Genomic DNA, 26,288 nt, shown 5'->3' with positions numbered 1-26,288 from the left:
CTTCAATTTCAATGGAGAAGGTCAAAATCGCCTTTTTTCCTTTTAACAGGATGGGTATAATGAGTTCTGTGGTTGCACTTGTCCGATTTTACAGGTTTGAGAATGGTTGAAGACAAACATTTTGCTTTTAAAAAGCATCAAATCGAAGCTTATCTGAAAAAGGAATATCAGAAGCATTTCGGACGGTCGGGGCGGATTTCCATCCGCAAGCGCCAGCGCTTCATGAACCGCATCACCCAGAAAGTCGCCCGGAAGTTCGGCAAGGACGTTCTTTGCCTGGTGGATTTCACCCGGCACGGATTCGTCACCCTGGTTTCGCCGTCCCACAGCGAATCCACGGACAAGGGCCGGCTCTACAAATCATTCACACACCCGCAGGTGGCGTACACCACTCACTGCATCGACCGGTTCAGCGAACGCACGGAGACCACGGATAATTGTATCATCACCCTGGACAATTATCTGGAGGAAGGCCTTCTGACATTCGGTCACCACGAGGGGTACCTTGTGTGTTCCACCGGGGTTTTTGCTTATGAGATTGAGGACGGACGCCTCATCATCAAGACATTCATACATCTGGATATGCTTTCCGACACGCAGATCCGCGAATTTTACGGTCACGATGTGCTGGCCATGATGTCCACCGGCGAATACATTGCCGATGACAGCATGGAAAGCGACATCATTCTGGCGGACGAATTGCCGCCGTCCACTCCCAAGAATTAAAACCCGTCCCGTTCCCTCCCGGGGCAGGGTGCATTTGTATGGTTCGGACCGGTCAAGCATGATTCAACTGTACAACGTTTACAAAACCTACGAAGGCAACACACCCGCCCTGTTCGACATTTCCATGATTATCAAGAAGGGCGCCTTTGTGTTTTTGAGCGGACCCAGTGGGGCCGGGAAGTCCACCCTTCTTAAAATACTTTTTCGGTGGGAGAAGCATGACCATGGGCAGGTACTGGTCAACGGCATGAACATCGGTAAATTCAAGGAAAGCATGCTTTACCTTCTGCGCCGGAATATCGGCGTGGTGTTTCAGGATTACAAACTGCTCCCTGGGAAAACCATTTTTGAGAACGTCGCGTTCGCGTTGGAAATCACCAGCAACCAGCCCCGGCGGTTGATTCGTTCCAGGGCATGGGAAGCACTCAAGAATGTCGGTCTGTCGCACCGTAAAGATGCCTACCCCCTGCAATTATCCGGTGGCGAGCAGCAACGTGTGGCCATCGCACGGGCCCTGGTTACTGAACCAAAGATTCTTCTCGCTGATGAGCCAACCGGGAATCTCGACCCGGTTATCTCGCAGGAAATTCTCAATCTGTTTGAGGAGGCAAACCGGGCGGGAACGACCGTGGTGTTCGCCACCCACAACCAGGACATGCTGGCCAGCGGCAACCATTCGGTTATTACATTGAACCGGGGGCGCATTGTGGACACACGGGTACTCACGTGAGTTTTCTGATACGCAGTTTTCGAGCGGCACTTTCCAATATCAAATCCAACAAACAGACCTGCCTTGCATCGGTGGGATCCATCACCGTCGCCTTATCCATTTTCAGCCTGTTCATCTTCGTTTATGTGAATCTCAACTCCCTTCTCACCTCGTGGAGCAACCAGGTGCAATTGATCGTGTACCTGAAGGACAACATTGGGTCGGAGTCCAGAACGAAGCTGGAAAAATTCATTCGGGCAAGCTCGGACGTAAAATATTTTAAATACGTGTCCCGGGATGAGGCGTGGACGCATTTCAAGGAGATGTTTTCAGATCATTCCGAATTTTTAGGGCAGATGGACCTGAATCCATTGCCTGCGTCCTTTAACATTCAGTTCCATGCCCTGGATCGGCAGTTCTCGGCGATCAAATCATTTGCCGAACGGGTTCGTGTTCAAGAGGGTGTGGAGTCCGTTGAATACGGAGAAAAATGGATCGGCCGGTTCGAGACGTTTATGATTTTCATGAAGGTGTTTTTATTTGCACTTGGAGCCCTGTTGAGCATCGGCGCCCTCCTGATCATATCCAACACCATCAAGCTTTCCATTTTTGCCCGCCGGGAAGAAATCGAGCTCATGCTTTTGATCGGAGCGACACCGCGTTTCATAAAGTTTCCTTATTTGCTGGAAGGGGCCTTGCACGGGCTGTTGGGAGCCGCCCTGTCTTTGGCCCTGGTTAAGGGTCTGCAGATCTTTCTGACAATCAATTTTCAGGGCTCGTTGGAAGTCATAACCCGTGGAATGGAATTTCATTTCTTGTCACCGCAATTTGTGGGCAGCATTTTTGTGTGCAGTTTATTCCTGGGTTGGGTAGGCAGCTACCTTTCAGTAAACCAGTTCCTCAAAATGTTTCGAAGTCGATGAAGATAAAAATTTCATATAGGCTGGCAGGGATCTTTGCCTTGACCGTGTTTTTCGGCGGAATGGCCGTTCCTTCATACTCGAAAGAAAAAGCCTCCAGCCAGGTGGAGAATCTTCTGGAGCAGGAAAAGGGGGAACTGGAAGCCCTTCGGAAAAAAATTGAGAAACAGGATCGGGAGTTATCGAGAATAGGTAAAGAGGAAACCCGCATCCTGAAAACCCTTCGCCACCTTGAGGATCGTAAGAAGCTGCGCGAAAGGGAGTTGCAAATATACCAGTACAACATCCAGGTCAATGAGAAACGGGTTGGCGAGGCGAAGGAGGCCATTGCCAGGCACAAGAAACGCCTTGAACAATACAAGTTGGTTCTCAAGGACCGCCTTCGACAAATCTACAAAAACGGGGATATGTATCTGGTCAAGATTTTGTTTTCGTCGGAAACGTTCAACCAGCTCCTCACCCGGCTCAAATACATGGAGAATGTCATGGCTTACGACGCCGTGATCTTTCAGGATTACATGGAGCAAATGGAAAAACTCCAGGCCGAAACCGAAAAGCTCGAAAAAAGCCAGATCTCGTTGGTTCGATATGAAGAGGAGGCCCTGGAGAAAAAGCGGCAATTGGAAGATGAGGCGGCTTACAAATCTCAATTCCTTAAAAACGTTAAAACCAAAAAAATCTACGCCCTGCAAACGCGCAAGGAGTTGATCAAAGCCTCGGAAGGATTGAACGAGCTGATCGGTCGGCTTGAGGAAAAACTGATTCTCAAACAGGGTCTGAGCCTGGAAGACATGAAGGGACGTCTTCAATACCCGGTACAGGGCAAAAAGCTGAACCGATTCGGAAAAAAGTGGGATGACCGGTTCGATACCTACATTGTTTACAACGGGGTCAACCTGGGTGTGAAAGCGGGGACCCGGGTAAAAGCTATTTTTTACGGGAAAGTTCTGTACACCGGCTTTTTGGAAGGTTACGGCAACCTTGTCATTCTGGGCCACGGCAACAACTACCATTCGCTGTACGGACACCTGGACTCCATCCAGGTCAAGAAAGGGCAAGTCGTAGAAGAGGGGAAAGTGATTGGCCTGTCCGGAAATACCGGCTCGCTGGTGGGGGACGCCCTGTACTTTGAATTGCGCCACAAAGGCAAGCCCATCAAGCCTTCTCCCTGGTTTCAAGTTGCCGGAAAGTAGAAATTTGGGGATGTTTATTGCAGGGGGAATTGGGTATAATCGAAACAAAACAACTCTTTTATAGTGGAGAGGGACATTGAGTTTTTCATCTGGAAAATGGGCATCAAAATTAATGAAAGCGGGTGCTGTCCTCATGCTGGCCGGGACCCTGACCCTAAGCGGCGGGCTTGTTCCCGTAAATCCGGCGTGGGCCGCGGAAACGGAAGTCAGTGAAGAACACTTTTCCAATCCGGGAAGTTACGACAAGCTGAAAGTGTTCTCCGAAATTTTGGCCCTTCTCGAATCCAACTACGTTGAGGCGGTGAATCCCCAACAATTGATTGAGGGTGCCATCCAGGGAATGCTGAAAACACTGGACCCGCACACATCCTATCTTCCACCGGATTCTTTCAAGCAAATGAAGGTTGAAACTTCGGGTAAATTCGGTGGCCTTGGTATCGAAATAACCGTGCGAAACGGCATTCTCACCGTTGTGTCCCCCATCGAAGGCACTCCTGCGGACAAGGCAGGCATCAAAGCCGGTGACAAGATCATCAGGATTGAAGACGAGCCGACCCTCGATCTCAGCCTGACCGACGCCGTCAACCTGCTTCGCGGCGAGCGCGGTTCCGATGTCAACATAACCATTTTCCGCAAGGGTATGGAAAAGCCGAAGGTGGTGACCATCACCCGGGACATCATCAAGGTCCAAAGTGTCAAAAAGCGGGTGTATTACGAAAACATCGGCTACATAAAAATCCGCAATTTCACCAAAACGACCAGTCAGGACCTGGACCGTTTCCTCAATGAGTTCGAGGAACGCCGGGTCCAGAAACTGATTCTCGACCTGCGGGGGAATCCGGGAGGACTGCTCAACCAGGCGGTGGAGGTTGCGGACCGGTTCCTCGACAAAGAAAATCTCATTGTGTACACACAGGGACGGAGCGACGACCAGAACATGCGCTTCACCACGCATGAGAACCGCAAACATTTCCAATACCCGATGATCATCCTCGTCAATGGGGGAAGTGCGAGTGCGTCTGAAATCGTTGCCGGTGCGTTGCAGGACATGGGGCGTGCCGTCATCCTGGGCACGCAGACGTTCGGCAAGGGTTCGGTCCAGACCATCATTCCCTTGAGCGACGGTTCCGCTCTTCGCCTCACCACGGCTCGCTACTATACCCCGAGCGGTAAGGTGATCCAGGAAAACGGGATCACCCCCGACATCATCATTGAGGAAGAGCCTCTGGAAAATGAGGAGTCAGGGGAAAAAACCGAAGCCGAAAAGGAAAAAGATGAAATTCGCAGGTTCCTTCGGGAAAAAGACCTCAAGCAGCACCTGAAGGGCAAGAAAAGCATTGAAGGCACCGAAAATGAACCGACCAAAGCCGAAAAAGAGGCTAAAGAAGAGCGGCTTGCGGCGTTGGAAGAATTGGAAGACGACATTCAGCTGCGGGAAGCGGTTTCCCTGCTTCAAGGGTGGTCGGTGATGAACAAAATCTTCAAGAGTGAAAACACCAACTGAGTTTTCTCTCTCGATCTTATTCACAAAAGCCGGATTCGGGTGCCCGTTTCCGGCTTTTGGTTTTTTTAATCCAAGTATGAAATCTTTTCCCGGTTTTCCATGTTGACCCTGGGTATTGAAACTTCCTGTGACGAAACAGCGGCGGCCGTACTGGAAGACGGCATTCACTTGCGGTCAAACGTCATAGCCAGTCAGCACGACATCCATTCGAAATACGGCGGGATCGTGCCGGAACTGGCCGGACGCAGCCACGTCGATAAAATTCATTTCATTATCCGGGAAGCACTGGAGCAGGCGGGCAAAAAACTGGATGACATCGACCTGTTTGCCGTCACTCAGGGGCCCGGGCTGGTCGGGTCGCTGTTGGTGGGTCTGAATGCCGCCAAGGGGCTGGCTTTCGCCACGGGCAAGCCGCTCATTGGCGTCAACCATCTGGAAGGGCATCTTCTGGCCATTTTTCTTCAGGAGCCGGTCGAGTTTCCTTTTATCGGGTTGATCGTTTCCGGCGGCCACACGGACCTGTACCGGGTGAACGGGTTTGGTGATTACCGTGTGCTGGGAAGGAGCCGCGACGACGCCGCCGGGGAATCGTTCGACAAGGTGGCGAAGATGCTGGGCTGGGGATACCCGGGAGGTCCCATCGTCGAAAAACGGGCGCGGGAGGGCAATCCCAATGCTCACCAGTTCCCCCGCGCGTGGCTGGAGAAGGGATCGCTCGATTTCAGTTTCAGCGGACTCAAAACCGCAGTCAGGACGGCCATCGCCCGGCGCGATGACAACGGCAAAGGGTTGAGCGATGCCGACATCGCCGCCGGGTTTCAATCAGCGGTGGTGGAGGTTCTGGTGGCAAAAGCCCTTTCCGCCTGCGAACAGGAACAGTTGGACCGCGTTGTTCTCACCGGGGGGGTCGCTGCCAACGGAGTGCTTCGACAGGCACTTCAGGAAGCCGCAAACCAGCGGGGGGTCCAGTGTTTCGTGCCGAAACCGATTCTCTGCACCGATAATGCGGCCATGATCGCCTGTGCCGGAACCTTCCGTTACCGCAACGCGCCTCCGCCTGCGAGTGAGTTGCTGGCCCTGGACGCCCACGCCAACTTTTCTGTCTGATTCTCCATCCTCATGAACATACTCGTGACAGGTGGGAGCGGTTTTCTGGGAGGACACATTGCCCGTCGACTGCACGCCCTCGGTCACGCTGTTACCGCACTGGGACGCCGGGATAATCCGGATCTGCCAGAGGGTATCGATTTTCTCCAGGTTGACCTTGCTGACCGGAAAGCGATGTCCGACGCCTGCCGGGGACGGGATGCTGTGTTCCACAGCGGAGCGCTGACCGGAATCTGGGGCGATCGCGACACCTTTTACCGGACCAATGTCGAAGGGACGGAGAACGTGATTGCCGGATGCCTGCAACACGGTGTGAGCAAGTTGATCCACACCAGCTCCCCCAGTGTTGTGTACGATGGGATCGGCATCGAAAACGGCACCGAGGACCTGCCCTACGCCCGGCGCTACCTCTGCGACTACCCCAAGACCAAGGCCCTGGCAGAACAGCGGGTGTTGGAAGCCAATGGGCAACATGGATTGGCCACGGTCATCCTGCGACCGCACCTCATCTGGGGTCCCGGCGATCCCCACCTTGTGCCCCGCATTATCGAACGTGCCCGTCAAGGAAAGCTGGTGCAGGTGGGTGAGGGAAAAAATCAAGTGGATATCATCTATATCGACAACGCGGTCGAAGGGCATATCAAGGCGCTTCAGGCGTTGTCGGTTGCGAAACCTGTGGGCGGGAGAGTTTATTTTTTAAGCGACGGTGAACCCGTGGTGTTGTGGGCCTGGATCAACGAACTGTTGCAGGCGGTGGGCGTGAAGCCCGTGGCGCGGTCGATCTCCTATCGAAACGGCAAACGGCTGGGGGCGCTGCTGGAGTCGGTGCACCGCCTGTTCGGCTTGAAGTCGGAGCCGCGCATGACGCGTTTTCTGGCAAGCCAGCTTGCGACCTCGCATTGTTTCGATATAAGCCGCGCACGGCGGGAGTTGAATTACGAGCCGGTGGTGAGTCCGGAAGAGGGGATGGAGCGGCTGGTTACTTGGTGGAAGGCGCGCCCATCACGTTGATGCGGTGGGCCAGGCATCCGGCGCCGAATCCATTGTCGATGTTCACGGCCCCGACACCGGTGGAGCAACTGTTGAGCATGGTGAGGAGCGCCGCCACCCCGCCGAATGAGGCCCCGTAACCGACGCTGGTCGGCACACCGATCACCGGGCAGCTGACCAACCCGCCGACGACGCTGGGCAGGGCCCCGTCCATACCCGCGACCACAACAATAACCCGTGCTTCCCGCAGCCGGTCCACCTTGTCCAGCAGGCGGTGAATCCCCGCCACGCCCACGTCCACCAGCTTGTCCACCTTGCTTCCAAGGAGTTCTGCTGTGGCGATGGCCTCTTCGGCAACCGGGATATCGGAGGTGCCGGCGGTGACCACGAGAACCTGGCCGACGGGCTTCGGTCTGGTGGATTTGTAAATCGTCAACACCCGTCCCTCGGGGTTGTACCTGGCTTTGGAAGGCAGGTCCTTTTTCAGTTTCAGGTAGGATTCCCGCGTCAGGCGCGTGGCCAGAATGTCGCACCCGGCTTTCAGTTGCTTTTGAATGATTTTGGATATCTGCGGCGCGGTTTTGCCTTCGCAATAGATGACCTCCGCCATGCCGTTGCGTAATGGACGGTGATGGTCCACATGCGCGAACCCCAGGTCCTCGAAGGGCAGGGTGCGCAGTTGTTCCAGGGCGGCTTCGGGTTGTACTTTTTGAGCGAAGAGGTCCTTCAGCAGTTTTTCAATCTGGTGCGGGTTCATTACAATCCTTTAATTCCGGAAAATTCCGAGCCGATTTCAACGTTCATCAGGTCCAGAAGGGCGGACTGGGGTGATTTGCCACGGTGGAGAACCTGATAGGTTTCCTCGATGATCGCCGCCTGGATGTTCAGGTTTTCTTTCAGCCTGTAAGCAGAAGTCACCGTATGCACTCCCTCGGCCACCATTTTCATGCTCCCTGTGATCTGTTCCAGTGATTCTCCCTTTGCCAGCTTCATCCCGACAGTCCGATTGCGGCTTAGATCCCCGGTGCAGGTGAGGACCAGATCGCCCATTCCGGAGAGTCCGGAAAAGGTCTCCAGGCGTGCCCCCAGGGCTGTGCCAATCCGGGTCATTTCAACCAGGCCCCGGTTGATGAGTGCGGCCCGGGTGTTGAGGCCCAGGCCCAGGCCATCGGAGATGCCGGTCGCGATGGCGATCACGTTTTTGAGCGCACCGCCCAGTTCCACTCCCAGCACGTCCGTGCTGGTGAATACTTTGAGAAAGGACGATTCGAACAACGCTTTGACCCGGGTTGCAATTTCTTCGTTTTCCGCTGCTGCGACAATGGCCGAGGGTGTTTTGCCTGCGATTTCCGCGGCGAAAGTGGGTCCGGACAGAGCCGCAAACGGCTGCGGCCTTCCCAGCGTTTCATTCACGATCTGATGAACGAATTGCAGGCTGTCGTTTTCGATACCCTTGCTGGCGCTGATAACCAGGCAATCCGGTTTGAGCAACGGAGCGAAACGACCCACAGTAGACCGGAGCACATGGGTCGGCACCACCAGAACGATTTCGTCCTTGTCCTTCACCACGTCCTCAAACCGGGTCGAGGGGTGGATGGAATCGGGAAGGGCGATTCCCGGCAGGAAGATTGTGTTTTCGCCTTTCTCTTTGATGGCAGCACAAACTTCCGGCTCGAAGGCCCACAGGTCCACCCTTCGGCCCTGTTCAGCCAGGAGAAGGGACAATGCAGTGCCCCAGCTTCCGGCCCCGATCACTCCAATGCGTGAGGAATCTGTCATAACTGGTTTCGTACCTCGTATCAGGCTTCAGAAAATGTAAGTTTTCCCGGATGACAAGTTTCCGAATATAGCATTTTACCGCAAAATGATTGTGGAAATTGGGCTTGTGCGTAATTTTTCTTTGTGCTTAAATTGGGCCTCTGCAGTTTTCATTCACCCCGCCACCCTGTGGTTTGAACAAAATTTCCTATGGCCCAGCAACAAAAACTTACCAAAAAAGACCTGAAAGAACCTGATTCCCTGCAACGCTTCGGCGGCCGCATGATCACGTTTCTGGACGCGAACCGGGCCCTGGTGTTCGGATTAGCGGGCCTGGTGCTTGCTGTGCTTGTGGGTTCCTGGTTGTGGACCGAAAGTGAGCATAAAAAATGGCAGGAAATGGAGAAACTGTATTTTGAAATGGAAAAACTGCAGAAGCGTCAACAGGCCGAGCCGGATGAAAATGTTACAAGTCAAATGCAGGCTTTGCTGAAGGAGTTTTCCGATGGGCCTCAAAAAATACGTGCTCAATTGTTGATGGCGGAAACATTTTTCGAAAAGAGCGACTACGATTCGGCCATTCAGGAATATACCCTGGTGACGCAGGAGGCCAGGCGGGATTCCCTGAATTACGTGCTGGCCCAGAAAGGGCTTGCCTATGCCCATGAAGCTAAGAAAGATTTTCAGAAGGCCGTTGAAATTTACAAATCTATTATAGACAGCTCTTCAGACTTCCCGCTATTCTATATCTACATGGGTCTGGTCCGCTGTTACGAATCGTTGAATGACCCTCAGAATGCAATCTTGATGTTAAGAGAAATGAAGAACAAGTTTCCCAGCCATCCGGATCTGGAAAAGGTGGACCGGAAGTTGAGGCAACTCGAGTAACAGGTACTTTTCCACGGTTCAGGGTATGTTCCCACCGTTCCTATACAGATATTTGTTCCGCTTCCTTTCTTCCCTCCTTTTTTTGTTTTCATTGACCTGCCTCACGGGTCCCGATTCTGTCCTCGCAGTTCCCTTTATTGATAAAGAAACTGAAATCAGCATGGGGCAGAAAGCCGATCCCCAGGTGATTGCCCAGTACGGATTGTACCAGGACAAAGAACTGCAGCTGTACGTGAATCAGCTTGGCCAGAATCTGGTCAGCAATATGTCCAACCCGGAGTTCAGCCGCTACTTTTTCAAGGTCGTGGACAGTTCGCAAGTCAACGCCTTTGCCCTTCCCGGAGGGTATATTTATGTCACCCGCGGCCTACTTGCAATGGTCAACAGTGAAGCGGAACTTGTGGGCGTGTTGGGCCATGAAATCGCCCACGTTACCCAGCATCATGGGGCGAAACAGATAATCCGCCAGATCGGGGCTCAGATCCTGAGCATCGGAGGTGCCATTGCCAGTCCAAAGAATGCCGGGGAATGGTTGATGATCAGCACCCAGTTGTTCAACACGATCAACCTGGGCTATGGCCGCGATGCGGAATTGGAATCCGATGCCCACGGTTTGATGATTGCGCAGAAGTCGGGATACGATCCCAATGCCATGGTTGAATTTTTAAGTAACCTGCGCCAACAGGAAATTCTGTCAGGCCAAGTGTACCACAGTTTTCAGGCGACACATCCGGACACCAAGGAACGGATCATTCGTGCTGACACCCTATCCGATTCGATCAACAAACGCCATGGTGGAACACTTAAAAGAAACCGTGAGGGGTACCTTCAAAAAATCAAAGGAATGGAATACGGCGGCCGGGTTCACAAAAGCGATCGGCGCGATTATGACCAGGAATATATCGACATTTATAAAGTGAAGCCCGGCGATACCTTTCGCAGTATTGCTATTGACCAATTGGGAGACGAAAAAAAAGATTGGGATATTGCCATTTTGAACGGGCTCCGGTTTGAGTCCAAGCCCGTTCCCGGAGAGTATTTGAAAATTGTCAGAAAGGGGAAGCCGAGGAAAGATAAAATTCTGCAACTCGATCCGGAAAAGTTTTGACCTTTTTATGGAAAGTAGTATTGTACTGGAAAAAAACTGCACCGTTCACCTGAAGGAAAAGGGTGAAGTCTGCAATCGCTTGAATAAAGGGACCCGTGTACGGGTTTTGCAAACCCGGGGAAACTGGCTGAAAATCACCTGGCGAAACGGAAAGAAAAAGGGATGGATCGAGGTTCCTCTCAATCTTTCCGATGACCGGGCCGCCCATGCTTAACTTTTCTTTCTGGAGTAATGTGGGGCTTTTATGGGTAGTCCAAATGTAGAAGACTTGGATGATGAAGAACTGCTGGTGTTGTATGAGAACACTAAGAAATTGCTGGATGCCCGTTCTCAGGAAGACAACTCTGGCAACAATAACAAAAAGCAGTTCCTGCAGAACAAGCTTCAAAACATTGAAGACGAACTGAGAGTGCGAAGCCTTCTGGACGGCGATTGAGCTTTCTTCCGAACTTCACGAAAAAAAACAGAAAACCCGGACCCCCTTGGGGGCCCGGGTTTCTTTATTGCCCGAAAAACAGAAGGCGGGGCTGATTAGCTTGCCGCCGTTTTCTGGCTGCCGACATAGTTCAGGGCCGAACCGGCATAGAACCATTGAATCTCCCCTTCGTTCAGGGAATGGTTCACCTTGATTTTGTCGGTTGAACCGTCTTCATGGGTCAACACCAGGGTGACCGGCTGATATGGTTGCAGTTTGTCCAGACCTTCAATGGAAATGCTGTCCTTCTGCTGGATTTTGTTGTAATCATCCTTGTTGTCGAAGGTGAAGGGCAGGACACCCTGTTTTTTCAGATTGGCCTCAAAGATGCGGGCATAGGATTTGGCCACGATGGCGCGGCAACCCATGTGCCGCGGTTCCATGGCCGCATGCTCGCGGCTGGAGCCTTCGCCGATGTTTTCATCCGCGACCGCAATCCAGCCGATGCCTTTATCCTTGTACTGGCGGGCGATCTTGTTGAGCTCGTCCACTTCCCCCGTCAACACATTGTGGCCTTTACCGGTTTCCTCGTAGTAAGCGTTTTCCGCACCCAGGAACAGGTTGTTGCTGATGTTGTCCAGATGACCGCGGAACTTCAGCCACGGCCCGGCCTGCGAGATGTGGTCGGTCGTGCATTTGCCCGCCGCCTTGAACAGCACTTTGAGATCATTGTAATCCGTAACCGGGTCGTGTTTCGGGAACGGTTCCAGAAATGCCAGACGCTCGCTCTTCGGATCGATGATGACTTCGCCTGAATTGGTCGGCGCCTGGTAACCGCTGTCCTTGGAGGCATAACCCTGTTCCGGATACACCTCACCCTGCGGCGGCTCGAATTTGAAATCCTTTCCGTCCGGGGTTTTCAGCGTATCGGTCATCGGGTTGAAGTCCAGCCGGCCGCCGAACGCCATGGCGACCACGATCTCCGGAGAGCCGATGAAGCTCAGCGTCTCGGCGTTGCCGTCATTCCGTTTCGCGAAGTTGCGGTTGTAAGAACTGATGATGCTGTTCTTGTCACCTTTCTGGATGTCATCCCGTTTCCACTGCCCGATGCACGGACCGCACGCGTTGGCCAGAACCGTGGCGCCGACATCTTCGAAATCCTTCATGATGCCGTCGCGGGTGATGGTCTGAAAAATGCGTTCGGAACCCGGGGTGACGAGGAAATTCGACTTCACCTTGAGGCCTGCCTTTTTTGCCTGACGCGCCAGGCTGACGGAACGGGTGAGGTCTTCGTAGCTGGAGTTGGTGCAGGAGCCGATCAGCGCCGCAGACAATTCCTTGGGATACCCGTTCTTTTCCGCATCCGCCCCCATCTGGGAAACCGTGCGGCCGAGATCCGGAGTGTGCGGGCCGACGATGTGCGGCTCCAGCTCCGACAGGTTGATTTCGTAAACCTCGTCGTAGTACTTTTCCGGATTCTTTTCGACGTCCGGATCGGAAACGAGCAACTCCCGGTACTTCTTGCACAGGTCCGCAATCCCATCGCGCTCGGTTTTGCGCATGTACACGTCCATGTTGTCGTCGTAGGCGAAGATGGAGGTGGTGGCGCCGAGTTCCGCGCCCATGTTGGTGACGGTACCTTTGCTGGTGGCGCTGAGGGAGCGGGCGCCTTCGCCAAAGTACTCGATGATTTTGTTGGTTCCGCCTTTTGCGGTCAGCATGGTGGCGACCTTCAGGATGATATCCTTGGAGGCGGTCCAGCCACTCAGCTTGCCGGTCAGCTTGATGCCCACGAATTTCGGCATGCGGGTCATGAAGCGCTGGCCGGTCATGACGTCCACCGCGTCCGCGCCGCCGACGCCGATGGCGATCATGCCCATGCCGCCTGCGTTCGGGGTGTGGGAGTCGGTGCCGATCATCAACGTCCCGGGACAGGTGTAGTTTTCATACACGACCTGGTGGATGATGCCGGAGCCGGGCTTCCAGAAGCCCATGCCGTATTTCATGGCGGCGGAGCGGAGAAAATCGTACACCTCCCTGTTGGTGTCCTCAGCGGCCTTCAGGTCCTCAGCCGATCCGGTGTGCGCCTGAATCAGGTGATCACAGTGTACGGTCGTGGGAACCGCCACTTCCGGAATCTTGGCGGACATGAACTGAAGTATGGCCATCTGAGCCGTGGCGTCCTGCATGGCAACACGGTCAGCATCCAGGAAAATATCCGATTTGCCCCGCTCCAGCTTTGAAAAATCCGTTGCCGGGTCCATATGGGAATAGAGGATTTTCTCGACGATCGTGAGGTCACGCCCCAGATTTTTCCGTGCGGCGTCGAGAACCTTGCCCATGGATTCAAAGCGTTTTTCAATAGGTGCCGGATCCATTAACATTGAATAGCTCCTTAGTTTAAAAATACAGTTTATCGGTGTTATAGTAGGCCCCTCGCTATGGGTTGCCAGGTTTTGGCTCAGGGAGGGATTGCTGGAAACTCGTAGAGTCTCAAATTGGAACGGTAGATTTTGCCACGATTACAACAAAATTTCAACTCTCTTAAAGTCTGATTTTTCCCTGTTAACGCTGGAGTTGCGGGTTTCACCGGGGAAAACAGTCGGGAGTTTTCCAGAGGCACCATGACTTCCATTTTTGACACCCCACAATTCAACCAGAATCTGTTTTTTCCCCGGCCCGATCATGGGCCCGGTCCCGCCGAAGCGGAGGACCTGTTCATTCCGGTGGAGGGAGAAATCAAGGTCCATGTCCGCCGCCATCCCAACCCGGATGCCCGCTTCAGCCTGTTGTTTTTCCACGGTAATGGGGAGATCGCCGCCGACTACGATGCCCTGGCGCAGCCTTATCACCAGTTGGGTGCGGATTTCGTCGTTTGCGACTACAGGGGCTACGGCAAAAGCGACGGTTACCCCACCCTGCGGGGAGCGCTGGCGGACGCGCATGCTGTTTACAAGGCGTTGAAAGAGGGCGGGCATCTTTTGCCCGGGGTCTGCGTGATGGGCCGTTCACTGGGAAGTGCTTCGGCGATCGAACTGTGTGCCTCCTACCCGGAGATCCAGGCTTGTGTTATTGAGAGCGGCTATGCCGATCCCATTCCCCTGGTGGAGCGCCGGGGGCTCAAAATCGACGCCACCACACCGGAAGAGGATGCGGTGTTCAACAACAGTAAAAAGATCGAGCGTGTCAAATGTCCGCTTCTCATCATGCATGGTGAGGACGATGTGCTGATCTACCCTCACGAGGCGAAATTGAACTACCAGCAGGCGGGGTCTGAGGACAAGGCTCTCCAGATATTGCCCGGAGTGGGGCACAACGACATCCTGATGGCGCCGGATTACGGCTACTTCCGGTGCCTTCTGCGATTTTTCGAACAGGTGGTTTGAGCCCGTCTTTGCCGGGTTTGTTGTACAATGTGAAGCATCACTGATGTTTGAAGGGGAACCATGACCGTCGCCAAAAAGTTTTACAACATCGAGGGAATCATCCGGAACGGCTTCAAGCTGAGCCGGGACATGTCCACTCTGGACTTTCACTTCACCAAACTGGGCGATGCCGGGGTGGCGGAATTGGCAAAGTCACGGTCGGTGCGCAATCTCAGGCGCCTCATTATTCCCAACCAGAAGCTTTCCTCGGAAAGCGCGCGGTATATTGCGGAGTCGGAAAACCTGAGCAATCTCCAGTATCTCAAGCTCTACAAGAACAAGCTGGGTGATGAAGGATGCCGCCACATTTCGCAGTCGCGCAATATGGAGCAGTTGAAGTCCCTGCGGCTGGCCTGGAACGACATCGGACCCGAAGGGGTCCAGCATTTGTGCCGGTCCGGCAATCTGCAAAATCTCACCAGCCTGGTGCTCTCGGAAAACCCCATCGGCGACGAGGGCGCGCGGCACCTTGCCGCCTGCCAGAACCTTCCCAGCCTGGAAATGCTGGACCTGAAAAAGTCGGAGATCACCGACGACGGGGCGCTGGCTCTCGCCGAAAGCAAAAACTACATCAACCTCCAGCGGCTGGACCTGAGCGCCAACAAGCTCACCCAGAAAGGCAAGGACGCCATCAAGGTGTTCCTGACCTTGAACATGATCCGCAAACGGTTGAGCGACGATGGCGAGACCCTGGACCTCAGCAAGCTCAACCTGGGCGACGTGGAAGCCAAGGTGGTCTCCGAGTTCGAAGGCCTCAAGGACCTGAAGAAGCTGTACCTGGAAATCAACCACATCACCCCTGTGGGCGCGGAGTACCTTGCGGGCTCCGAATATCTCAAAAACCTCACTTTCCTGTCACTCGACCACAACCACATCGACGATGCGGGGCTCGCGGCGATTGCGGCGTCGGAATACATGGCCAATCTGGAAGTCCTGATGATTGAGCACAACGGGATCACCAACGAGGGACTGAAAGCGATTGCTGACTCGGAACACATGGCGAACCTGGTGCGGCTCTACCTGGACGACAATCCGTTCAACGAGGAAGGTCTCGATTTTCTGCGCGAGTCGGAATACATGGACAACCTGGAATACCCGGTACTGGAAGCAGAGGAAGAAGAAGAGGAAGAGGAGGAGGAAGAGGAGGAAGAATTCGAGGATGTCGTCGCCGAGGAGGAGGACGACGAGGAAGAGGACCTCGACGAGGACGAAGAGTACACCACCTAGTTCCCTGGTATGGAGAGGCAGATGGACCTTGCCCGGCGGGCAACGATGGACTGAAGCCCCGGTTCAATGTCGGTTTGTTTTCAGGTATGCTCCCGCAGGCCCTTGCAGGGATGGAAACGCCATGGCCTGCCCCCCGTGGACCTTGTCCACTACCAGGAGGTCATCCACAGTTCTTTGGATGGCCGCATCTTGAAAATATTCCCGACCTTTTCCGCGAATTCCTGAGCCGTGAATGATTTGTTGTAATCGTTCGCCTCGTAACGGAAGGGGTTCCACGACAGCACCAGCCGTTCGATGAACATCTCGTCCAGAGGCACCTGCGTGATCTTGCGGATGAGCCCTGTTTCGGAATCGACCAGGATGGCGGCCATGGCAACATCGTCCTTTGCGTAAAGGGCCTCGCAGAATCCGGGAGCTTCCTTTTCGTTGTCACAGGGATTGCATGGCGCTTCCAGAATCCAGTCCTCACTGCCGATGGCAAAAATGGGGATGGCAGGGAACTCGCTTTCGGTGATGAGTTTGGCGCGCCACTTGCCGCTCCAGGCGGCGATCTGGTCCTCGGTCGGGTTGGGAATGGAGCCGATCAACAGCATGTCGCCGTTGGCGGAAATCGACAACCCCCCGCCGGTGCCCGCCACCTGCACAGGGCAGGGTTTGCCTTCTTCGAATCGAATGGTATCTTGCGTCATGGTTTTCCGTGGCTAAAAATAAAGGTTTCCGTTTCGGTTCCCAATTCTCCGCAATCCTTTCGCGGTCGTCAAGTTGAATCCACCCAGCAGGGAAAGACCTTGAGATAAGCCCGGCCTTCCGGTATGCTGACCCACTTCCGAAGATAATCACTGTAACCCCGCACGTTTTAGAACCATGAAAACGACTCTCATTGGTCATGCCTGTTTGTGGATTGAGTCCAAAGACACCACCATGCTGTGCGATCCGTGCCTGTTCAGCATCCACTTTGAGGAGCTCAACCATTATTACCCGAAGGTGGAGATCGACCGCGAAAAGCTGAAGCGGCCGGACGTATTGTACCTGTCGCATCGTCATCAGGATCATTTCGACATCCGCACGCTGGCCTACCTGCCGAAGGATCTCAAGGTGTTTTGTCCGCAGGACCCCCTCATGCTTGAATGCCTGAAGGAACTGGGTTACAGCGATGTCACCGCAGTCGAGAGCTTTGAGTCGTATAATGTGAACGGATTGACCCTCATTCCGACTCCTTCGCTCCTTGAGGACTACTATCCCGAGCACGGTGTGATTGTGCGGGATGGGGAGGTGAGCATCTGGAACCAGGTGGACACCATCGTCTCACCCAAAATCATCGAATACATTCACCGCATTTGCGGCCGGGTGGATTTGGCCCACCTTCGGTTTCAGCCGTTGCTCGAGCAGAATTTTGCTTTCCACAAGCCCTGTGTCCTGCCGTTCGAGGAGTACAGTTCGTTTTTGAAAGTAGCGAAGGCGCTGTCGCCGAAATTTGCCGTGCCCGGTTCTGCAGGGGAGCGGTTCTTTGATCGCTTCGAGTTTCTGAATCACTTTGTGTTTCCAACTACACAGGAACAGTTTCTGGAGGACCTGCGTGAGTTCGCTCCGGAAATCCAGTCGAGTGTGTTCAATCCGGGTGACATTGCAGAGATCACGAAAGAGGGGGTGATCCTCCACGAAAAGAAGTCCGAGACAGCAAAGTTTCAGGAGAACAACGACAGCGTCACCGCCTTCAATCCATTGATGGAAGTGCCGCGCATCCGCACCATGACAACCGACCCGGCCCGTCAGGCGGAAGAGAAGCAGTGCGTCGAAAATTTTTTGCAGAAGGAATTTCTGGAGCGGCTTCAGCAATTGGAAGTCGCCTCCGCGTGGGGGCACTGGAAAGTCGGCTACCGGCTGGAACTGTTCGGCGAGAACGACTCCGATGTGTGGAGCATCGATTTCAGCAAGCCGCCTGCCATCACCAGGGGATACCTGGGCAGGGTCAATGTATACGAGGGCATTTCCTATTCGGAACTGTACAGGCTGATAAAAGGCGAGACCAACTGGGATTTCGTCGGTGCATCGGGCCAGTACCGCACCTTTCACAATGTGTATCGTGTGGTGGGCGGCAATTTTGAATGCTTTCCGCAGGAAAAGAAATTTCCCCAACCGCTCATGGAGGTGTTTCCCCCGGATAAGGCCATGGACCGTGAAAAATACCTGAAAGATGTGCGCCGCTGGAAGGGGCAGTTTGAGGGGAATTAGCAGGTATGCAATAATATTGACAGGGTGGGGTAAAAAAACTAAACTGCTTTCCTTCAAGGATTTATCGCGATTTCAAGGCGGTGTAGCTCAGCTGGTTAGAGCATACGGCTCATATCCGTAGCGTCCGGGGTTCAAGTCCCTGCACCGCCACCAGATACAAAAAAAGGCCCGGAGAAATATCTCCGGGCCTTTTTCATTTTTCCGACCAATACCTATCCTCTTCCCGCTGGAATTAAAATTCCATCCGGTTGTAGTACTGGTTGTCGCATGCCAGCGTGCAGGCCGTCCGTTCTTCCCCGCAGCGAAACCGTTTGCTTGGGTCGTCGCCCGCCGAGCTCATACAGGACTCAAATTGACTCTGGCATTTTTCCAGACAGGACGCAAGGCCTTGAAGGACCAGGTACTGCTCCCAGCTTCCATGGCGGGATCCCACGGTTTCGACTTTCAGGGTGTCATCGATGATTTGATTCAAAGTGGCCTGCGTCACCGGAGAGTGTTGATCCTGGTCGGCCGTTATGTCCGGTCCCGCGAAAGCCAGGTTGAATGTTGCCAGAATGAATCCAAGAACGATGGCAATTGCGAAACGGTATTTCATTACGATCCTCCTTTTGGGCATGAGGTGTGAGGTTTCTAAAGTCTCATTGCTTCCAATGAAACGGCTGTATTGATAGTCAAGATGCTTCCTGGAATGCATTCCGGCCATTTTATTTCCCCTGTTTGGGTGGGAATCTCAGGGAAACTTACGATTGACAGGAGGGGCGGGGAAAACTTAAAATGATAATAATTCTCATTATAAGCTATTGGAATTGAGGAACTTTTATGGACTCCACCGGAACCGGGGAAGAGATCATCTGTCAATGTTTTCAAGTCTCTGACCGGGTCATCAAGACGCACATCCGGGAGGACAACCTGCACTCCATTGAGGAAATCACGGCCGCCTGCGGTGCCGGGGGTGGATGCCAGTCCTGCCACATGCTCCTCCAGCTGTTTCTCGACCAGCACCAGAATAAGCTCCAGCCTGCCGAAAAATCCGACCCTCCGGCCAACGGACAGGTTCGAAAACGGGGAATTTTCAGTAAACTGTTTGCCAGATACTGATTTCAATTTGATTCCCTGACCGGTCTCTCTGTTTATGAAAACCCTTTACTTCGACTGTTATACCGGGATCAGCGGTGACATGATCCTGGGCGCACTGGTGGATCTGGGCGTGGACCTGAAGGTTTTGCGCGAAGGTCTGCAGACGCTGGGCCTCAAGGATTACGAAATCAAATCGCGAAGGGTGAAGCGGGGCCATCTGGCAGGCAGCAAGGTCGATGTGAAGGTGGGACACTCGCACCATCACCACCGCGGATTTGGGGAAATCCGCACCATCATAGAAAAATCCAAGCTTCCCGTTACGGTGAAAGAGAAAGCTGTGGCTGTGTTCGAGCGACTGGGCCGGGCCGAGGCGCGGGTGCACCGCATCGCCCTCGACAAGGTGCATTTTCACGAAGTGGGGGCGGTGGATTCGATCATCGATATCGTCGGCGGTGTGTTTGCCCTGCACCTGTTGGAAGTGGAGCAGGTCATGGCGTCCCCCATCAACACGGGCGAGGGTACGGTCGCCTGCGAACACGGCATTCTTCCCGTTCCAGCCCCCGCCACGCTGGAGTTGCTGAAAGGCATTCCCTGTTTTTCCAGCGGCGTGCCGATGGAGCTGACCACGCCCACCGGTGCGGCGATGATCGGTTTCTTCTCCGAAAAATTCCAGGGTATGCCGCTCATGACCATCTCGAAAGTAGGATATGGTGCCGGAACGCACCAGATCGACGGTCAGCCCAATTTGCTGCGCGCTGTCCTGGGAGAGACGGTGACGAAGTCCACCGACCGCGTGGTCTTGCTGGAAACCAACATCGACGACATGAATCCGGAGTTTTACGATCACGTCATGGACCGCCTGTTCGAGGCCGGGGCCCTGGATGTCTACTTCACGCCCATCTCGATGAAAAAAAACCGGCCTGCTGTGAAGTTGTCCGTTTTGTCACCGCCGCGCAAGCGCGATGCGCTTTCCAGAATCCTTCTGGCGGAAACTTCGACTTACGGGGTGCGGTCGTGCGAGATGGAACGGACGGTGCTCGAGCGAAAAGTGGAACCGGTCAAAACCCGGTTTGGATCGGTGAAGGTGAAGGTGGGCTGGCTGGACGGACTGCCGGTACATATCTCGCCGGAGTATGAAGACTGCCGGCGAATCGCCAACAAAAAGAAAGTACCGCTCAGGGAAGTGTACGAGGAAGCGCTCCGTAATGCCGAAGAGCGATTGAAAGGGTAGGCGGACCGTCTATTACAGTCCGTGTTTCTTGAAGTACTCGTCGTAGTGTTTCTGGTACATGATTTCCCACTCCTCCGTTCCCTCGCGGAGTTTGCGGGTGGTGTAGGACTCGATGATGCGCCGGGCTTCGGCATCCGCCTTGTCGTCGATCTTCAACTCCTCGTTGATGACCCGGGCGATCTCCAGGCGCACGTCGTTGAGATCCTCCTTGTAGTCGATCTCCTCGCGGTTTTCGAAATCCTTCACGATGAGCTTGCTGATGTGATTGACTTTTTCCCTGCTCAATTTCATTTTTGCGTCTTTGTTTAAAGAATGAGGCCGCGTTCCCGGACCAGTTTGGACTTCACCATCTGGAACACGCGTCCGTAATCCATCATGTCGCGCTCGTAGTCCTTGGTGCGGGATTCCAACAGCATTTTGACTTCTTCGTTCAGCCGGTCTTCCACCATCAGGTCTTCGGTGATGATCTCGTGAATGATGGCTTCCAGTTTTTCTGGCCGGTCGTCCCAGATGATGAAATTGTTTTCGATCAGGGAGCGGACGGTTTTTTTAGCGATGCGGTCGATTAATTCTTTCTGAATTCTCATGAACCTGCGTGATTGGTTTTAAAATTAGAAAGCGGGCGACGGGGTTCGAACCCGCGACATTCAGCTTGGGAAGCTGACACTCTACCAACTGAGCTACACCCGCCTGTTTTCAGTCTTCAACCAAGATCAAGAACAAGTTGTCGCCAGTGGTCTGGATATCCACGATTTCCAGACCTTTGCCGCGAACTTCCTTGATGGCTTTGTCCACCATTTTCTCGATGGCTTCGGCACTTTCTTCACTGATATTGATCACCTTGACACCGGTGATTTTTTTGATAGTCCGATCCATCCGGTCACAACGCCAATCTAATTCACTGATTATAAAGCTTTTTGGAAAGAGGTGACAACTTTTACCGGGTTGCTCGTCAGGCTGGAGCCTGTATTTTGATGCATTATCCAATATTTCCCCGAGTGAAGCAAATAATATCCATCCCAAATTCTTAAAACACAACGGGTTTTGGAACCGGGACCGGAGTTTGAAATCATCATTGTATTTGTTTTTTTCTTTAAGTAATATGAGGTCACAAGTAATGGGTTGCGGCGAAAAACGCTAATACATTCAACCGTGTCTCCGCCCATCCCGACATCCAGAAAGAAAGCGCCCCGGCCCTTGAGTGGGCTTTGTTTGTATGGCCGGTCGGCGGAAGTTTTCAGAACGCGACCTGCAAAAGGATGAAACGTGGTAAACACCCTGGGTTTTACCGAAAAAATTCCCGTCTCCAAGCACCTCAAGGAACTCAAGGACCGTGTGGTTCAGACGGCCATTGTGGTGGGTTTCTTTTTCGGGGTCTGCTTCTACTTCATCGAGATCCTGCTGGGCTGGCTGGAGGATCCGCTTCCCAGGCAATGGGCCAGCCTGACTTTCATCACCCCCACGGAGCCCTTTTTCACCAACATGAAGGTTGCGTTCATGGGATCGTTGTTCATTTCCATGCCGCTCATTCTTTACCATTTCTGGATGTTCATTTCTCCCGGCCTCAAGGTCAAGGAGAAGAAAATCACATTCATGTTCGTGTTTTTCGGCACGCTGTTTTTCGTGTTTGGCGGCACGTTCTGCTATTTCCTCGTGGTGCCCCTGGCGCTGAAGTTCCTGTTCAACTACGGCGTGCAGTACTGGCAGATGCAGGTGACGATCGGTTTTTACTTTTCCTTCATCGTGAAGCTGATTCTCGCTTTTGCCTTTGCCTTCCAGACGCCGTTGATCATGGTCCTTCTAACCAAGTTCGGTGTCATCAACACCATCAAGATGCGAATGTACCGCAAGTGGGCCTTCCTGGGCTCGTTTGCACTGGCGGCCATCCTCACTCCGCCCGATATCGTCACTCAGCTCCTGCTGGGCGTGCCATTGTACTGTCTGTATGAATTCGGCGTTCTGGTGTCCACGTTTTTTGAGGACCCCAAGCAGCGCGAGCAGGTGTTGAAGCAGGTCCAGCTGGAACGCGAAATGCGTAAAGCGAAGAAGGAAGCGCAACAGGCACAGAAAGAAGCCAAGAAAAGAAAGGTCAAGGTCAAGCCGCAAAAGAAGGCGGTGTGATTCTGCGGCCGGTTTTTCTCTCCCGGTATGAATTCCGCCGTCCCAACGCCAACCCTCCGGTCATGACAGGGTTTTCCCTCACAACAGAAACGCGAGAAACGTGACCACGCGCGGATAAAAGTAGGTCACCAACCATCCCCCCAGCGCACACCCCATATGGAAAAAAAGCGAAGCCCAGAGTGTGCCGGTCCAGTAAAACAATCCGGAGCAGACCAGTCCAATCAGGAACAGGCTCAACCTGATATCGAAGTGGACAAGGGCAAACAACGCGGCAGTGAAATAGATTGCCGTCATCGGTTTTCCCACGCGGAACAGGGCGGGAAGCAGGAACCCGGTGAAAAATACCTGTTCAATAACGGGAGTGAATAGGACCTGTCCCACTGCAATCAAAGTAAGCGTGGCAACCGAGGGCAGGGCGATGGCCCTGTTTTCCGCTCCGGCAAACAGTTCCGTCTGGTCCAATCCCGAATTTTCGATGAAGGCATCGAGCAAGGGCACGGCTCCAGCCAATAGCAAGCCGGGGAGGCCTCCCACCAAACCATGACGAACCCACGCTTCCCTGGCGAACCCGAGTTGGGCCAGGGTCGCCTTCTTTCTGGCCCATACCACCGTCAAAACCAGTCCGAAATACACCGGCCCCATCCATGCGGAAAACCGGTGAGGGTCACGGACAAGCAGGTGCACCAGAGGATAGACAAGGCAGATGTATCCCGCAAGACTCCAGGCCGGTCCCTTCAAACTCCACGCAGCTGTCGATGATTTCGGTTGCATGTCGGAAAAGTGGTTTAATTTCCTTTCTGGAAGATTGGGGTGTCCATGATAGTATATCCGCGGTTTGTTCGTATGAGTGAATAGGAGACTCTATGTCAGAAGAAAGCATGGATGCCGGTTGGCGTTCGGCAGATTTGTCCGAGGACGACCTGCGAAAAAAGCTGGAGCTGTCCAAGCACGATCTGGTGGCCGCAGACCTTTCCGGCATCCGGTTGACCAAAGCCGATTTGACCGATGCGAACCTGATGCGCATCGACATGAGCCAGGCTCAATTGAACGGAATCGATTTCCGCCGCTCGGACATGTTGGGGGTCAAGTTTATGGAAGCGGTTCTGACGGACTGCAAGTTCACCGGCAGCCACCTGACGCAGGCCCGGTTTGACGATGCGAAACTGGTCAATATTGTGCTGAACGGACTTCAACTGTCCAATACCAGCTTTCGGGGCGCACGGTTTGAAAATTGCCAGATCAACAAATCCATTTTGACCAAATCCGATCTGGCCAACGTGGAGATGGTCCAATGCCAGTTCATTCAGGCCGACGGCACGCATTCCACATTCCGGGGCATCCAGATCACCGATTCCGACCTCAGTTTCATCCGGCTCGTACGGGTGGATTTCCGCGAATCCGAACTCAATAATGTCAATTTTGACAGCGCCAACCTGAACCAGACCGATTTCAGCGTGGCGGCACTCGAGAACGTCAACTTTAAGAAGGCGCAATTAGGCCAATCCAATTTTATCAGCACGGAATTGTCGAATTGTGACTTTTCCCAGGCCAACCTGGAGCGTTCGAATTTCAGCGAAACTGACATGAGCGGGGCCAAACTGGACGGGGCCATCCTGCACGGGGCCAACTTGCAAAAAGTAGAAAACCTGACTGCGGAGCAGGTCAATGGGGCAAAAATCGACAAGCGCACCATTTTGCCTCATGATCTCGAAGTGGAATGGACCTCAAAAACGGAATTTGTGTGCAAACCCCGCGACTAGCTGTGGGTATAAAAAATAGTTTAAAATTAGTATTTTATATAGTTTTTTTTAATGTTTAAATTTAATAATTGAATATTGGGGCGTGTTCCGGCAATGCGGTAATTTCGGTGGTGCACTCCCGGAATAGTCCGCAATCTGTTAAGATGGCACGTTCGGGTTCGACGTCGGTGGGTCCACTGGGCTGTTGCACAACCCGGTACCCCGGCCTTTCCTTCCGGAGCCTCCTTCTACATGCAACGCGGGCGAATCAACCTTCCCGCCTTGTGCTCAGAACCAACCCTGAAATCACAAGGAATTGAATAAAGGCTGTATGAATAGAGAAAATAAAATTGGAAAAATTGTGATCGCCTCCGACCATGCCGGATTCGAATTGAAGCAATCCCTCATTGAGGCCATGCGTGCGGACGGTGTGGAGGTGTCGGACCTCGGCCCGGACTCTTCCGAACAGGTGGATTACCCGGATTACGGCATCAAGGTGGCCACCATGGTGTCGGAGGACGAAAACCTGAACGGCATTGTCATGTGTGGCACCGGAATCGGAATGTCCATCGTCGTCAACCGGTTCCCCAAAGTGAGGGGCACGCTTTGCAACGATGTGTACACGGCCAAGCTTTGCCGGCAGCATAATGATTCGAACATCCTGATTATGGGAGGCCGGGTAATAGGCAAGGGGCTTGCCTATGAAATTGTCCGCACCTGGATGAGCACTCCGTTTGAAGGAGGACGCCACGGCCGCCGTCTGGAAAAGATCAATTCCATCGAAAAAATGATTAACAAAGGAGAACTTTAAATTGTCACTTTTATCTGAATTCGACCCGGATATCGCGCATGCCATCAAAGGCGAAATCGACCGCGAAAATTTCACGCTGGAGATGATCGCATCCGAGAACTTTGTCAGCCCCCAGGTACTCGAAGCACTGGGCTCGGTGATGACCAACAAATACGCCGAGGGCTACCCCAACAAACGTTATTACGGTGGTTGCAAATACGTGGATATCGCCGAGCAGCTGGCGATCGACCGGGCGAAGGAGATTTTCGGTGCGGAGCATGCCAATGTCCAACCCCACTCGGGATCACAGGCCAACATGGCCGTGTATCACGCCGTGTGTGAACCCGGTGACACCATTCTGGGCATGAACCTGTCTCATGGCGGCCACCTGACGCACGGGGCGCCGGTGAACTTTTCGGGCTATACCTACAAGGTCGTGCAGTATGGTCTCAACAAGGAGACCGAGCTTCTCGATTATGACGAAGTTGAAAAGCTGGCCAGGGAACACCGGCCGAAGATGATCGTCGTCGGCGCCAGCGCCTATCCCCGGGTGATCGACGCCAAGCGGTTCAGGGAAATCGCGGATGAAGTGGGCGCGAAGATCATGACGGACATCGCTCATCCGGCAGGGCTGATCGCGGCCAAGCTCTATCCCAGCCCGGTACCGTATTCGGATTTCGTCACCACCACCACACACAAAACCCTGCGCGGGCCCCGTGGCGGCATGATCCTCTGCAAGGAGGAATTCGCCAAGGACGTGAATAAGAAAATTTTTCCCGGCATCCAGGGCGGTCCCTTGATGCATGTCATCGCCGCCAAGGCGGTCGCCTTCAAGGAGGCCCTGCAGGCGGATTTCGTCGAATACCAGAAACAGGTCATCAAGAACGCGCAGTGCCTGGGCGAATTTCTCAAGGAGCGCGACTTCAAGATCGTCAGCGGCGGTACCGACACGCATCTGATTCTGGTCGATCTCAACAACAAGGGCATTACCGGCAAGCAGGCGGAAGAGGCGCTCGACCAGGCGGGCATCACCGTCAACAAGAACACCGTGCCGTTCGAGACGCGCAGTCCTTTCGTCACCTCCGGCATCCGAATCGGCACCCCCGCCCTCACCACCCGCGGCATGAA

At 53.7% G+C, this 26,288-nt stretch carries 30 protein-coding genes and 2 tRNA genes; 21 read left to right on the top strand and 11 right to left on the bottom strand.

Translation table 11 applies throughout. The features are described 5' to 3' along the window. The first annotated feature begins 102 nt into the window (after positions 1–102). From ACTRW9_RS11455 to ACTRW9_RS11425, 7 genes are all read left to right on the top strand, one after another. A complete protein-coding gene (locus tag ACTRW9_RS11455) occupies positions 103–726 on the top strand; it encodes a hypothetical protein (RefSeq protein WP_442429452.1) in 624 nt (207 codons plus the stop codon). 58 nt (positions 727–784) lie between these two features. Further along, positions 785–1,456, top strand: a complete 672-nt coding sequence (ftsE, locus tag ACTRW9_RS11450) for a cell division ATP-binding protein FtsE (protein WP_442429451.1) — start codon at positions 785–787, stop codon at positions 1,454–1,456. Next, entirely contained in the window at positions 1,453–2,358 is a 906-nt protein-coding gene (gene ftsX, locus ACTRW9_RS11445; RefSeq protein ID WP_442429450.1) for a permease-like cell division protein FtsX, read from the top strand. Before ftsE ends, ftsX begins: the two co-directional genes overlap by 4 nt. 59 nt (positions 2,359–2,417) lie before the next feature. Further along, on the top strand, positions 2,418–3,548 hold the full coding sequence (locus ACTRW9_RS11440; protein WP_442429449.1) for a murein hydrolase activator EnvC family protein: 1,131 nt from the start codon (positions 2,418–2,420) through the stop codon (positions 3,546–3,548). Between the two features lie 112 nt (positions 3,549–3,660). Then, positions 3,661–5,052 carry a S41 family peptidase gene (locus ACTRW9_RS11435; protein ID WP_442429448.1) on the top strand — a complete coding sequence of 464 codons (1,392 nt, stop codon included), beginning with the start codon at positions 3,661–3,663 and terminating at the stop codon, positions 5,050–5,052. A gap of 99 nt (positions 5,053–5,151) precedes the next feature. Then, positions 5,152–6,159: a tRNA (adenosine(37)-N6)-threonylcarbamoyltransferase complex transferase subunit TsaD gene (tsaD, locus tag ACTRW9_RS11430; RefSeq protein ID WP_442429447.1), complete on the top strand. Its 1,008-nt coding sequence runs from the start codon at positions 5,152–5,154 to the stop codon at positions 6,157–6,159. A 12-nt stretch (positions 6,160–6,171) separates the two neighbouring features. Further along, complete coding sequence (locus tag ACTRW9_RS11425) at positions 6,172–7,170, top strand: NAD-dependent epimerase/dehydratase family protein (protein WP_442429446.1); 999 nt, start codon at positions 6,172–6,174, stop codon at positions 7,168–7,170. Here ACTRW9_RS11425 and larB read toward each other — a convergent pair. Both larB and ACTRW9_RS11415 read right to left on the bottom strand, forming a co-directional pair. Continuing rightward, positions 7,139–7,906 carry a nickel pincer cofactor biosynthesis protein LarB gene (gene larB / locus ACTRW9_RS11420; protein WP_442429445.1) on the bottom strand — a complete coding sequence of 256 codons (768 nt, stop codon included), beginning with the start codon at positions 7,904–7,906 and terminating at the stop codon, positions 7,139–7,141. The genes ACTRW9_RS11425 and larB overlap by 32 nt on opposite strands. Continuing rightward, on the bottom strand, positions 7,906–8,928 hold the full coding sequence (locus tag ACTRW9_RS11415; protein ID WP_442429444.1) for an NAD(P)H-dependent glycerol-3-phosphate dehydrogenase: 1,023 nt from the start codon (positions 8,926–8,928) through the stop codon (positions 7,906–7,908). Before ACTRW9_RS11415 ends, larB begins: the two co-directional genes overlap by 1 nt. A gap of 261 nt (positions 8,929–9,189) precedes the next feature. On the opposite strand from ACTRW9_RS11415, the gene ACTRW9_RS11410 reads away from it, so the two are divergent. The 4 genes from ACTRW9_RS11410 to ACTRW9_RS11395 all read left to right on the top strand — a co-directional run bounded on the left by ACTRW9_RS11410 (position 9,190) and on the right by ACTRW9_RS11395 (position 11,339). Further along, positions 9,190–9,795 (top strand): tetratricopeptide repeat protein, encoded by a 606-nt coding sequence (locus ACTRW9_RS11410; protein WP_442429443.1) that lies wholly within the window; start codon positions 9,190–9,192, stop codon positions 9,793–9,795. A 160-nt stretch (positions 9,796–9,955) separates the two neighbouring features. After that, positions 9,956–10,903 carry a M48 family metalloprotease gene (locus ACTRW9_RS11405; RefSeq protein WP_442429442.1) on the top strand — a complete coding sequence of 316 codons (948 nt, stop codon included), beginning with the start codon at positions 9,956–9,958 and terminating at the stop codon, positions 10,901–10,903. A gap of 7 nt (positions 10,904–10,910) precedes the next feature. Beyond that, positions 10,911–11,117 (top strand): SH3 domain-containing protein, encoded by a 207-nt coding sequence (locus ACTRW9_RS11400; RefSeq protein WP_442425465.1) that lies wholly within the window; start codon positions 10,911–10,913, stop codon positions 11,115–11,117. A 54-nt stretch (positions 11,118–11,171) separates the two neighbouring features. Next, complete coding sequence (locus ACTRW9_RS11395; RefSeq protein ID WP_442429441.1) at positions 11,172–11,339, top strand: hypothetical protein; 168 nt, start codon at positions 11,172–11,174, stop codon at positions 11,337–11,339. A 95-nt stretch (positions 11,340–11,434) separates the two neighbouring features. Here ACTRW9_RS11395 and ACTRW9_RS11390 read toward each other — a convergent pair whose 3' ends face one another. Then, positions 11,435–13,702, bottom strand: a complete 2,268-nt coding sequence (locus ACTRW9_RS11390; protein ID WP_442425467.1) for an aconitate hydratase — start codon at positions 13,700–13,702, stop codon at positions 11,435–11,437. A gap of 240 nt (positions 13,703–13,942) precedes the next feature. Here ACTRW9_RS11390 and ACTRW9_RS11385 point away from each other — a divergent pair, with 240 nt between their 5' ends. Together ACTRW9_RS11385 and ACTRW9_RS11380 are read left to right on the top strand one after the other, a co-directional pair. Next, positions 13,943–14,704: an alpha/beta hydrolase gene (locus ACTRW9_RS11385; protein ID WP_442429440.1), complete on the top strand. Its 762-nt coding sequence runs from the start codon at positions 13,943–13,945 to the stop codon at positions 14,702–14,704. A gap of 60 nt (positions 14,705–14,764) precedes the next feature. Beyond that, positions 14,765–15,970 (top strand): hypothetical protein, encoded by a 1,206-nt coding sequence (locus ACTRW9_RS11380; protein WP_442429439.1) that lies wholly within the window; start codon positions 14,765–14,767, stop codon positions 15,968–15,970. 149 nt (positions 15,971–16,119) lie between these two features. On the opposite strand, the gene ACTRW9_RS11375 is transcribed toward ACTRW9_RS11380, so the two are convergent. Further along, the gene (locus ACTRW9_RS11375) at positions 16,120–16,659 is read right to left on the bottom strand and encodes a hypothetical protein (protein ID WP_442425470.1); all 540 of its coding nucleotides are present in this window, start codon (positions 16,657–16,659) and stop codon (positions 16,120–16,122) included. Positions 16,660–16,834: 175 nt separating this feature from the next. On the opposite strand from ACTRW9_RS11375, the gene ACTRW9_RS11370 reads away from it, so the two are divergent. After that, entirely contained in the window at positions 16,835–18,202 is a 1,368-nt protein-coding gene (locus ACTRW9_RS11370) for an MBL fold metallo-hydrolase (protein ID WP_442429438.1), read from the top strand. 76 nt (positions 18,203–18,278) lie between these two features. Next, positions 18,279–18,355: transfer RNA gene (locus ACTRW9_RS11365), tRNA-Met, on the top strand. Positions 18,356–18,434: 79 nt separating this feature from the next. Here the strand turns inward: ACTRW9_RS11365 and ACTRW9_RS11360 are convergent. Further along, positions 18,435–18,797 carry a hypothetical protein gene (locus ACTRW9_RS11360; RefSeq protein WP_442429437.1) on the bottom strand — a complete coding sequence of 121 codons (363 nt, stop codon included), beginning with the start codon at positions 18,795–18,797 and terminating at the stop codon, positions 18,435–18,437. Positions 18,798–19,021: 224 nt separating this feature from the next. Between ACTRW9_RS11360 and ACTRW9_RS11355 the strand changes: the two genes are divergently transcribed. Beyond that, positions 19,022–19,300 (top strand): (2Fe-2S)-binding protein, encoded by a 279-nt coding sequence (locus tag ACTRW9_RS11355; protein WP_442429436.1) that lies wholly within the window; start codon positions 19,022–19,024, stop codon positions 19,298–19,300. A gap of 34 nt (positions 19,301–19,334) precedes the next feature. Next, complete coding sequence (gene larC, locus ACTRW9_RS11350) at positions 19,335–20,510, top strand: nickel pincer cofactor biosynthesis protein LarC (RefSeq protein ID WP_442429435.1); 1,176 nt, start codon at positions 19,335–19,337, stop codon at positions 20,508–20,510. A gap of 12 nt (positions 20,511–20,522) precedes the next feature. On the opposite strand, the gene ACTRW9_RS11345 is transcribed toward larC, so the two are convergent. The 5 genes from ACTRW9_RS11345 to ACTRW9_RS11325 all read right to left on the bottom strand — a co-directional run bounded on the left by ACTRW9_RS11345 (position 20,523) and on the right by ACTRW9_RS11325 (position 21,787). Then, complete coding sequence (locus ACTRW9_RS11345) at positions 20,523–20,801, bottom strand: DUF507 family protein (RefSeq protein ID WP_442425475.1); 279 nt, start codon at positions 20,799–20,801, stop codon at positions 20,523–20,525. 14 nt (positions 20,802–20,815) lie between these two features. Further along, the gene (locus ACTRW9_RS11340) at positions 20,816–21,097 is read right to left on the bottom strand and encodes a DUF507 family protein (RefSeq protein WP_005010312.1); all 282 of its coding nucleotides are present in this window, start codon (positions 21,095–21,097) and stop codon (positions 20,816–20,818) included. Between the two features lie 30 nt (positions 21,098–21,127). Then, positions 21,128–21,200, bottom strand: a tRNA-Gly gene (locus tag ACTRW9_RS11335). Between the two features lie 6 nt (positions 21,201–21,206). Further along, positions 21,207–21,386, bottom strand: coding sequence for a hypothetical protein (locus ACTRW9_RS11330; protein WP_005010316.1), 180 nt, complete (start codon positions 21,384–21,386; stop codon positions 21,207–21,209). A gap of 29 nt (positions 21,387–21,415) precedes the next feature. After that, positions 21,416–21,787, bottom strand: a complete 372-nt coding sequence (locus tag ACTRW9_RS11325) for a hypothetical protein (RefSeq protein ID WP_442429434.1) — start codon at positions 21,785–21,787, stop codon at positions 21,416–21,418. On the opposite strand from ACTRW9_RS11325, the gene tatC reads away from it, so the two are divergent. Continuing rightward, on the top strand, positions 21,777–22,631 hold the full coding sequence (gene tatC / locus ACTRW9_RS11320; RefSeq protein ID WP_442429433.1) for a twin-arginine translocase subunit TatC: 855 nt from the start codon (positions 21,777–21,779) through the stop codon (positions 22,629–22,631). The genes ACTRW9_RS11325 and tatC overlap by 11 nt on opposite strands. 78 nt (positions 22,632–22,709) lie before the next feature. Here tatC and ACTRW9_RS11315 read toward each other — a convergent pair whose 3' ends face one another. Beyond that, positions 22,710–23,369, bottom strand: a complete 660-nt coding sequence (locus tag ACTRW9_RS11315; protein WP_442429432.1) for a CPBP family intramembrane glutamic endopeptidase — start codon at positions 23,367–23,369, stop codon at positions 22,710–22,712. A 125-nt stretch (positions 23,370–23,494) separates the two neighbouring features. Between ACTRW9_RS11315 and ACTRW9_RS11310 the strand changes: the two genes are divergently transcribed. From ACTRW9_RS11310 to glyA, 3 genes are all read left to right on the top strand, one after another. Further along, entirely contained in the window at positions 23,495–24,391 is an 897-nt protein-coding gene (locus ACTRW9_RS11310; RefSeq protein WP_442429431.1) for a pentapeptide repeat-containing protein, read from the top strand. Between the two features lie 310 nt (positions 24,392–24,701). Next, positions 24,702–25,181 (top strand): ribose 5-phosphate isomerase B, encoded by a 480-nt coding sequence (gene rpiB, locus ACTRW9_RS11305; RefSeq protein ID WP_442425479.1) that lies wholly within the window; start codon positions 24,702–24,704, stop codon positions 25,179–25,181. A 1-nt stretch (position 25,182) separates the two neighbouring features. Then, the coding region (gene glyA, locus ACTRW9_RS11300; protein ID WP_442429430.1) for a serine hydroxymethyltransferase at positions 25,183–26,288 on the top strand (1,106 nt) is incomplete at its 3' end.

Origin of the sequence: Nitrospina sp. 32_T5 (assembly GCF_052156635.1) — a bacterium.
In the GTDB taxonomy this organism is placed as follows: domain Bacteria; phylum Nitrospinota; class Nitrospinia; order Nitrospinales; family Nitrospinaceae; genus Nitrospina.
The sequence above is the reverse complement of the archived record's forward strand: the minus strand, read 5'-3'. Positions and strand labels throughout refer to the sequence as shown.

Excerpts from the sequence above, each read along its gene's own strand:
- ACTRW9_RS11455 (WP_442429452.1), top strand. The coding sequence starts at position 103 with ATGGTTGAAGACAAACATTTTGCTTTTAAAAAGCATCAAATCGAAGCT.
- ftsE (WP_442429451.1), top strand. The coding sequence starts at position 785 with ATGATTCAACTGTACAACGTTTACAAAACCTACGAAGGCAACACACCC.
- ACTRW9_RS11440 (WP_442429449.1), top strand. The coding sequence starts at position 2,418 with ATGGCCGTTCCTTCATACTCGAAAGAAAAAGCCTCCAGCCAGGTGGAG.
- ACTRW9_RS11435 (WP_442429448.1), top strand. The coding sequence starts at position 3,661 with ATGAAAGCGGGTGCTGTCCTCATGCTGGCCGGGACCCTGACCCTAAGC.
- tsaD (WP_442429447.1), top strand. The coding sequence starts at position 5,152 with ATGTTGACCCTGGGTATTGAAACTTCCTGTGACGAAACAGCGGCGGCC.
- ACTRW9_RS11425 (WP_442429446.1), top strand. The coding sequence starts at position 6,172 with ATGAACATACTCGTGACAGGTGGGAGCGGTTTTCTGGGAGGACACATT.
- larB (WP_442429445.1), bottom strand. The coding sequence starts at position 7,906 with ATGAACCCGCACCAGATTGAAAAACTGCTGAAGGACCTCTTCGCTCAA.
- ACTRW9_RS11415 (WP_442429444.1), bottom strand. The coding sequence starts at position 8,928 with ATGACAGATTCCTCACGCATTGGAGTGATCGGGGCCGGAAGCTGGGGC.
- ACTRW9_RS11410 (WP_442429443.1), top strand. The coding sequence starts at position 9,190 with ATGATCACGTTTCTGGACGCGAACCGGGCCCTGGTGTTCGGATTAGCG.
- ACTRW9_RS11405 (WP_442429442.1), top strand. The coding sequence starts at position 9,956 with ATGGGGCAGAAAGCCGATCCCCAGGTGATTGCCCAGTACGGATTGTAC.
- ACTRW9_RS11400 (WP_442425465.1), top strand. The coding sequence starts at position 10,911 with ATGGAAAGTAGTATTGTACTGGAAAAAAACTGCACCGTTCACCTGAAG.
- ACTRW9_RS11390 (WP_442425467.1), bottom strand. The coding sequence starts at position 13,702 with ATGTTAATGGATCCGGCACCTATTGAAAAACGCTTTGAATCCATGGGC.
- ACTRW9_RS11385 (WP_442429440.1), top strand. The coding sequence starts at position 13,943 with ATGACTTCCATTTTTGACACCCCACAATTCAACCAGAATCTGTTTTTT.
- ACTRW9_RS11380 (WP_442429439.1), top strand. The coding sequence starts at position 14,765 with ATGACCGTCGCCAAAAAGTTTTACAACATCGAGGGAATCATCCGGAAC.
- ACTRW9_RS11375 (WP_442425470.1), bottom strand. The coding sequence starts at position 16,659 with ATGACGCAAGATACCATTCGATTCGAAGAAGGCAAACCCTGCCCTGTG.
- ACTRW9_RS11370 (WP_442429438.1), top strand. The coding sequence starts at position 16,835 with ATGAAAACGACTCTCATTGGTCATGCCTGTTTGTGGATTGAGTCCAAA.
- ACTRW9_RS11360 (WP_442429437.1), bottom strand. The coding sequence starts at position 18,797 with ATGAAATACCGTTTCGCAATTGCCATCGTTCTTGGATTCATTCTGGCA.
- ACTRW9_RS11355 (WP_442429436.1), top strand. The coding sequence starts at position 19,022 with ATGGACTCCACCGGAACCGGGGAAGAGATCATCTGTCAATGTTTTCAA.
- larC (WP_442429435.1), top strand. The coding sequence starts at position 19,335 with ATGAAAACCCTTTACTTCGACTGTTATACCGGGATCAGCGGTGACATG.
- ACTRW9_RS11345 (WP_442425475.1), bottom strand. The coding sequence starts at position 20,801 with ATGAAATTGAGCAGGGAAAAAGTCAATCACATCAGCAAGCTCATCGTG.
- ACTRW9_RS11340 (WP_005010312.1), bottom strand. The coding sequence starts at position 21,097 with ATGAGAATTCAGAAAGAATTAATCGACCGCATCGCTAAAAAAACCGTC.
- ACTRW9_RS11330 (WP_005010316.1), bottom strand. The coding sequence starts at position 21,386 with ATGGATCGGACTATCAAAAAAATCACCGGTGTCAAGGTGATCAATATC.
- ACTRW9_RS11310 (WP_442429431.1), top strand. The coding sequence starts at position 23,495 with ATGTCAGAAGAAAGCATGGATGCCGGTTGGCGTTCGGCAGATTTGTCC.
- rpiB (WP_442425479.1), top strand. The coding sequence starts at position 24,702 with ATGAATAGAGAAAATAAAATTGGAAAAATTGTGATCGCCTCCGACCAT.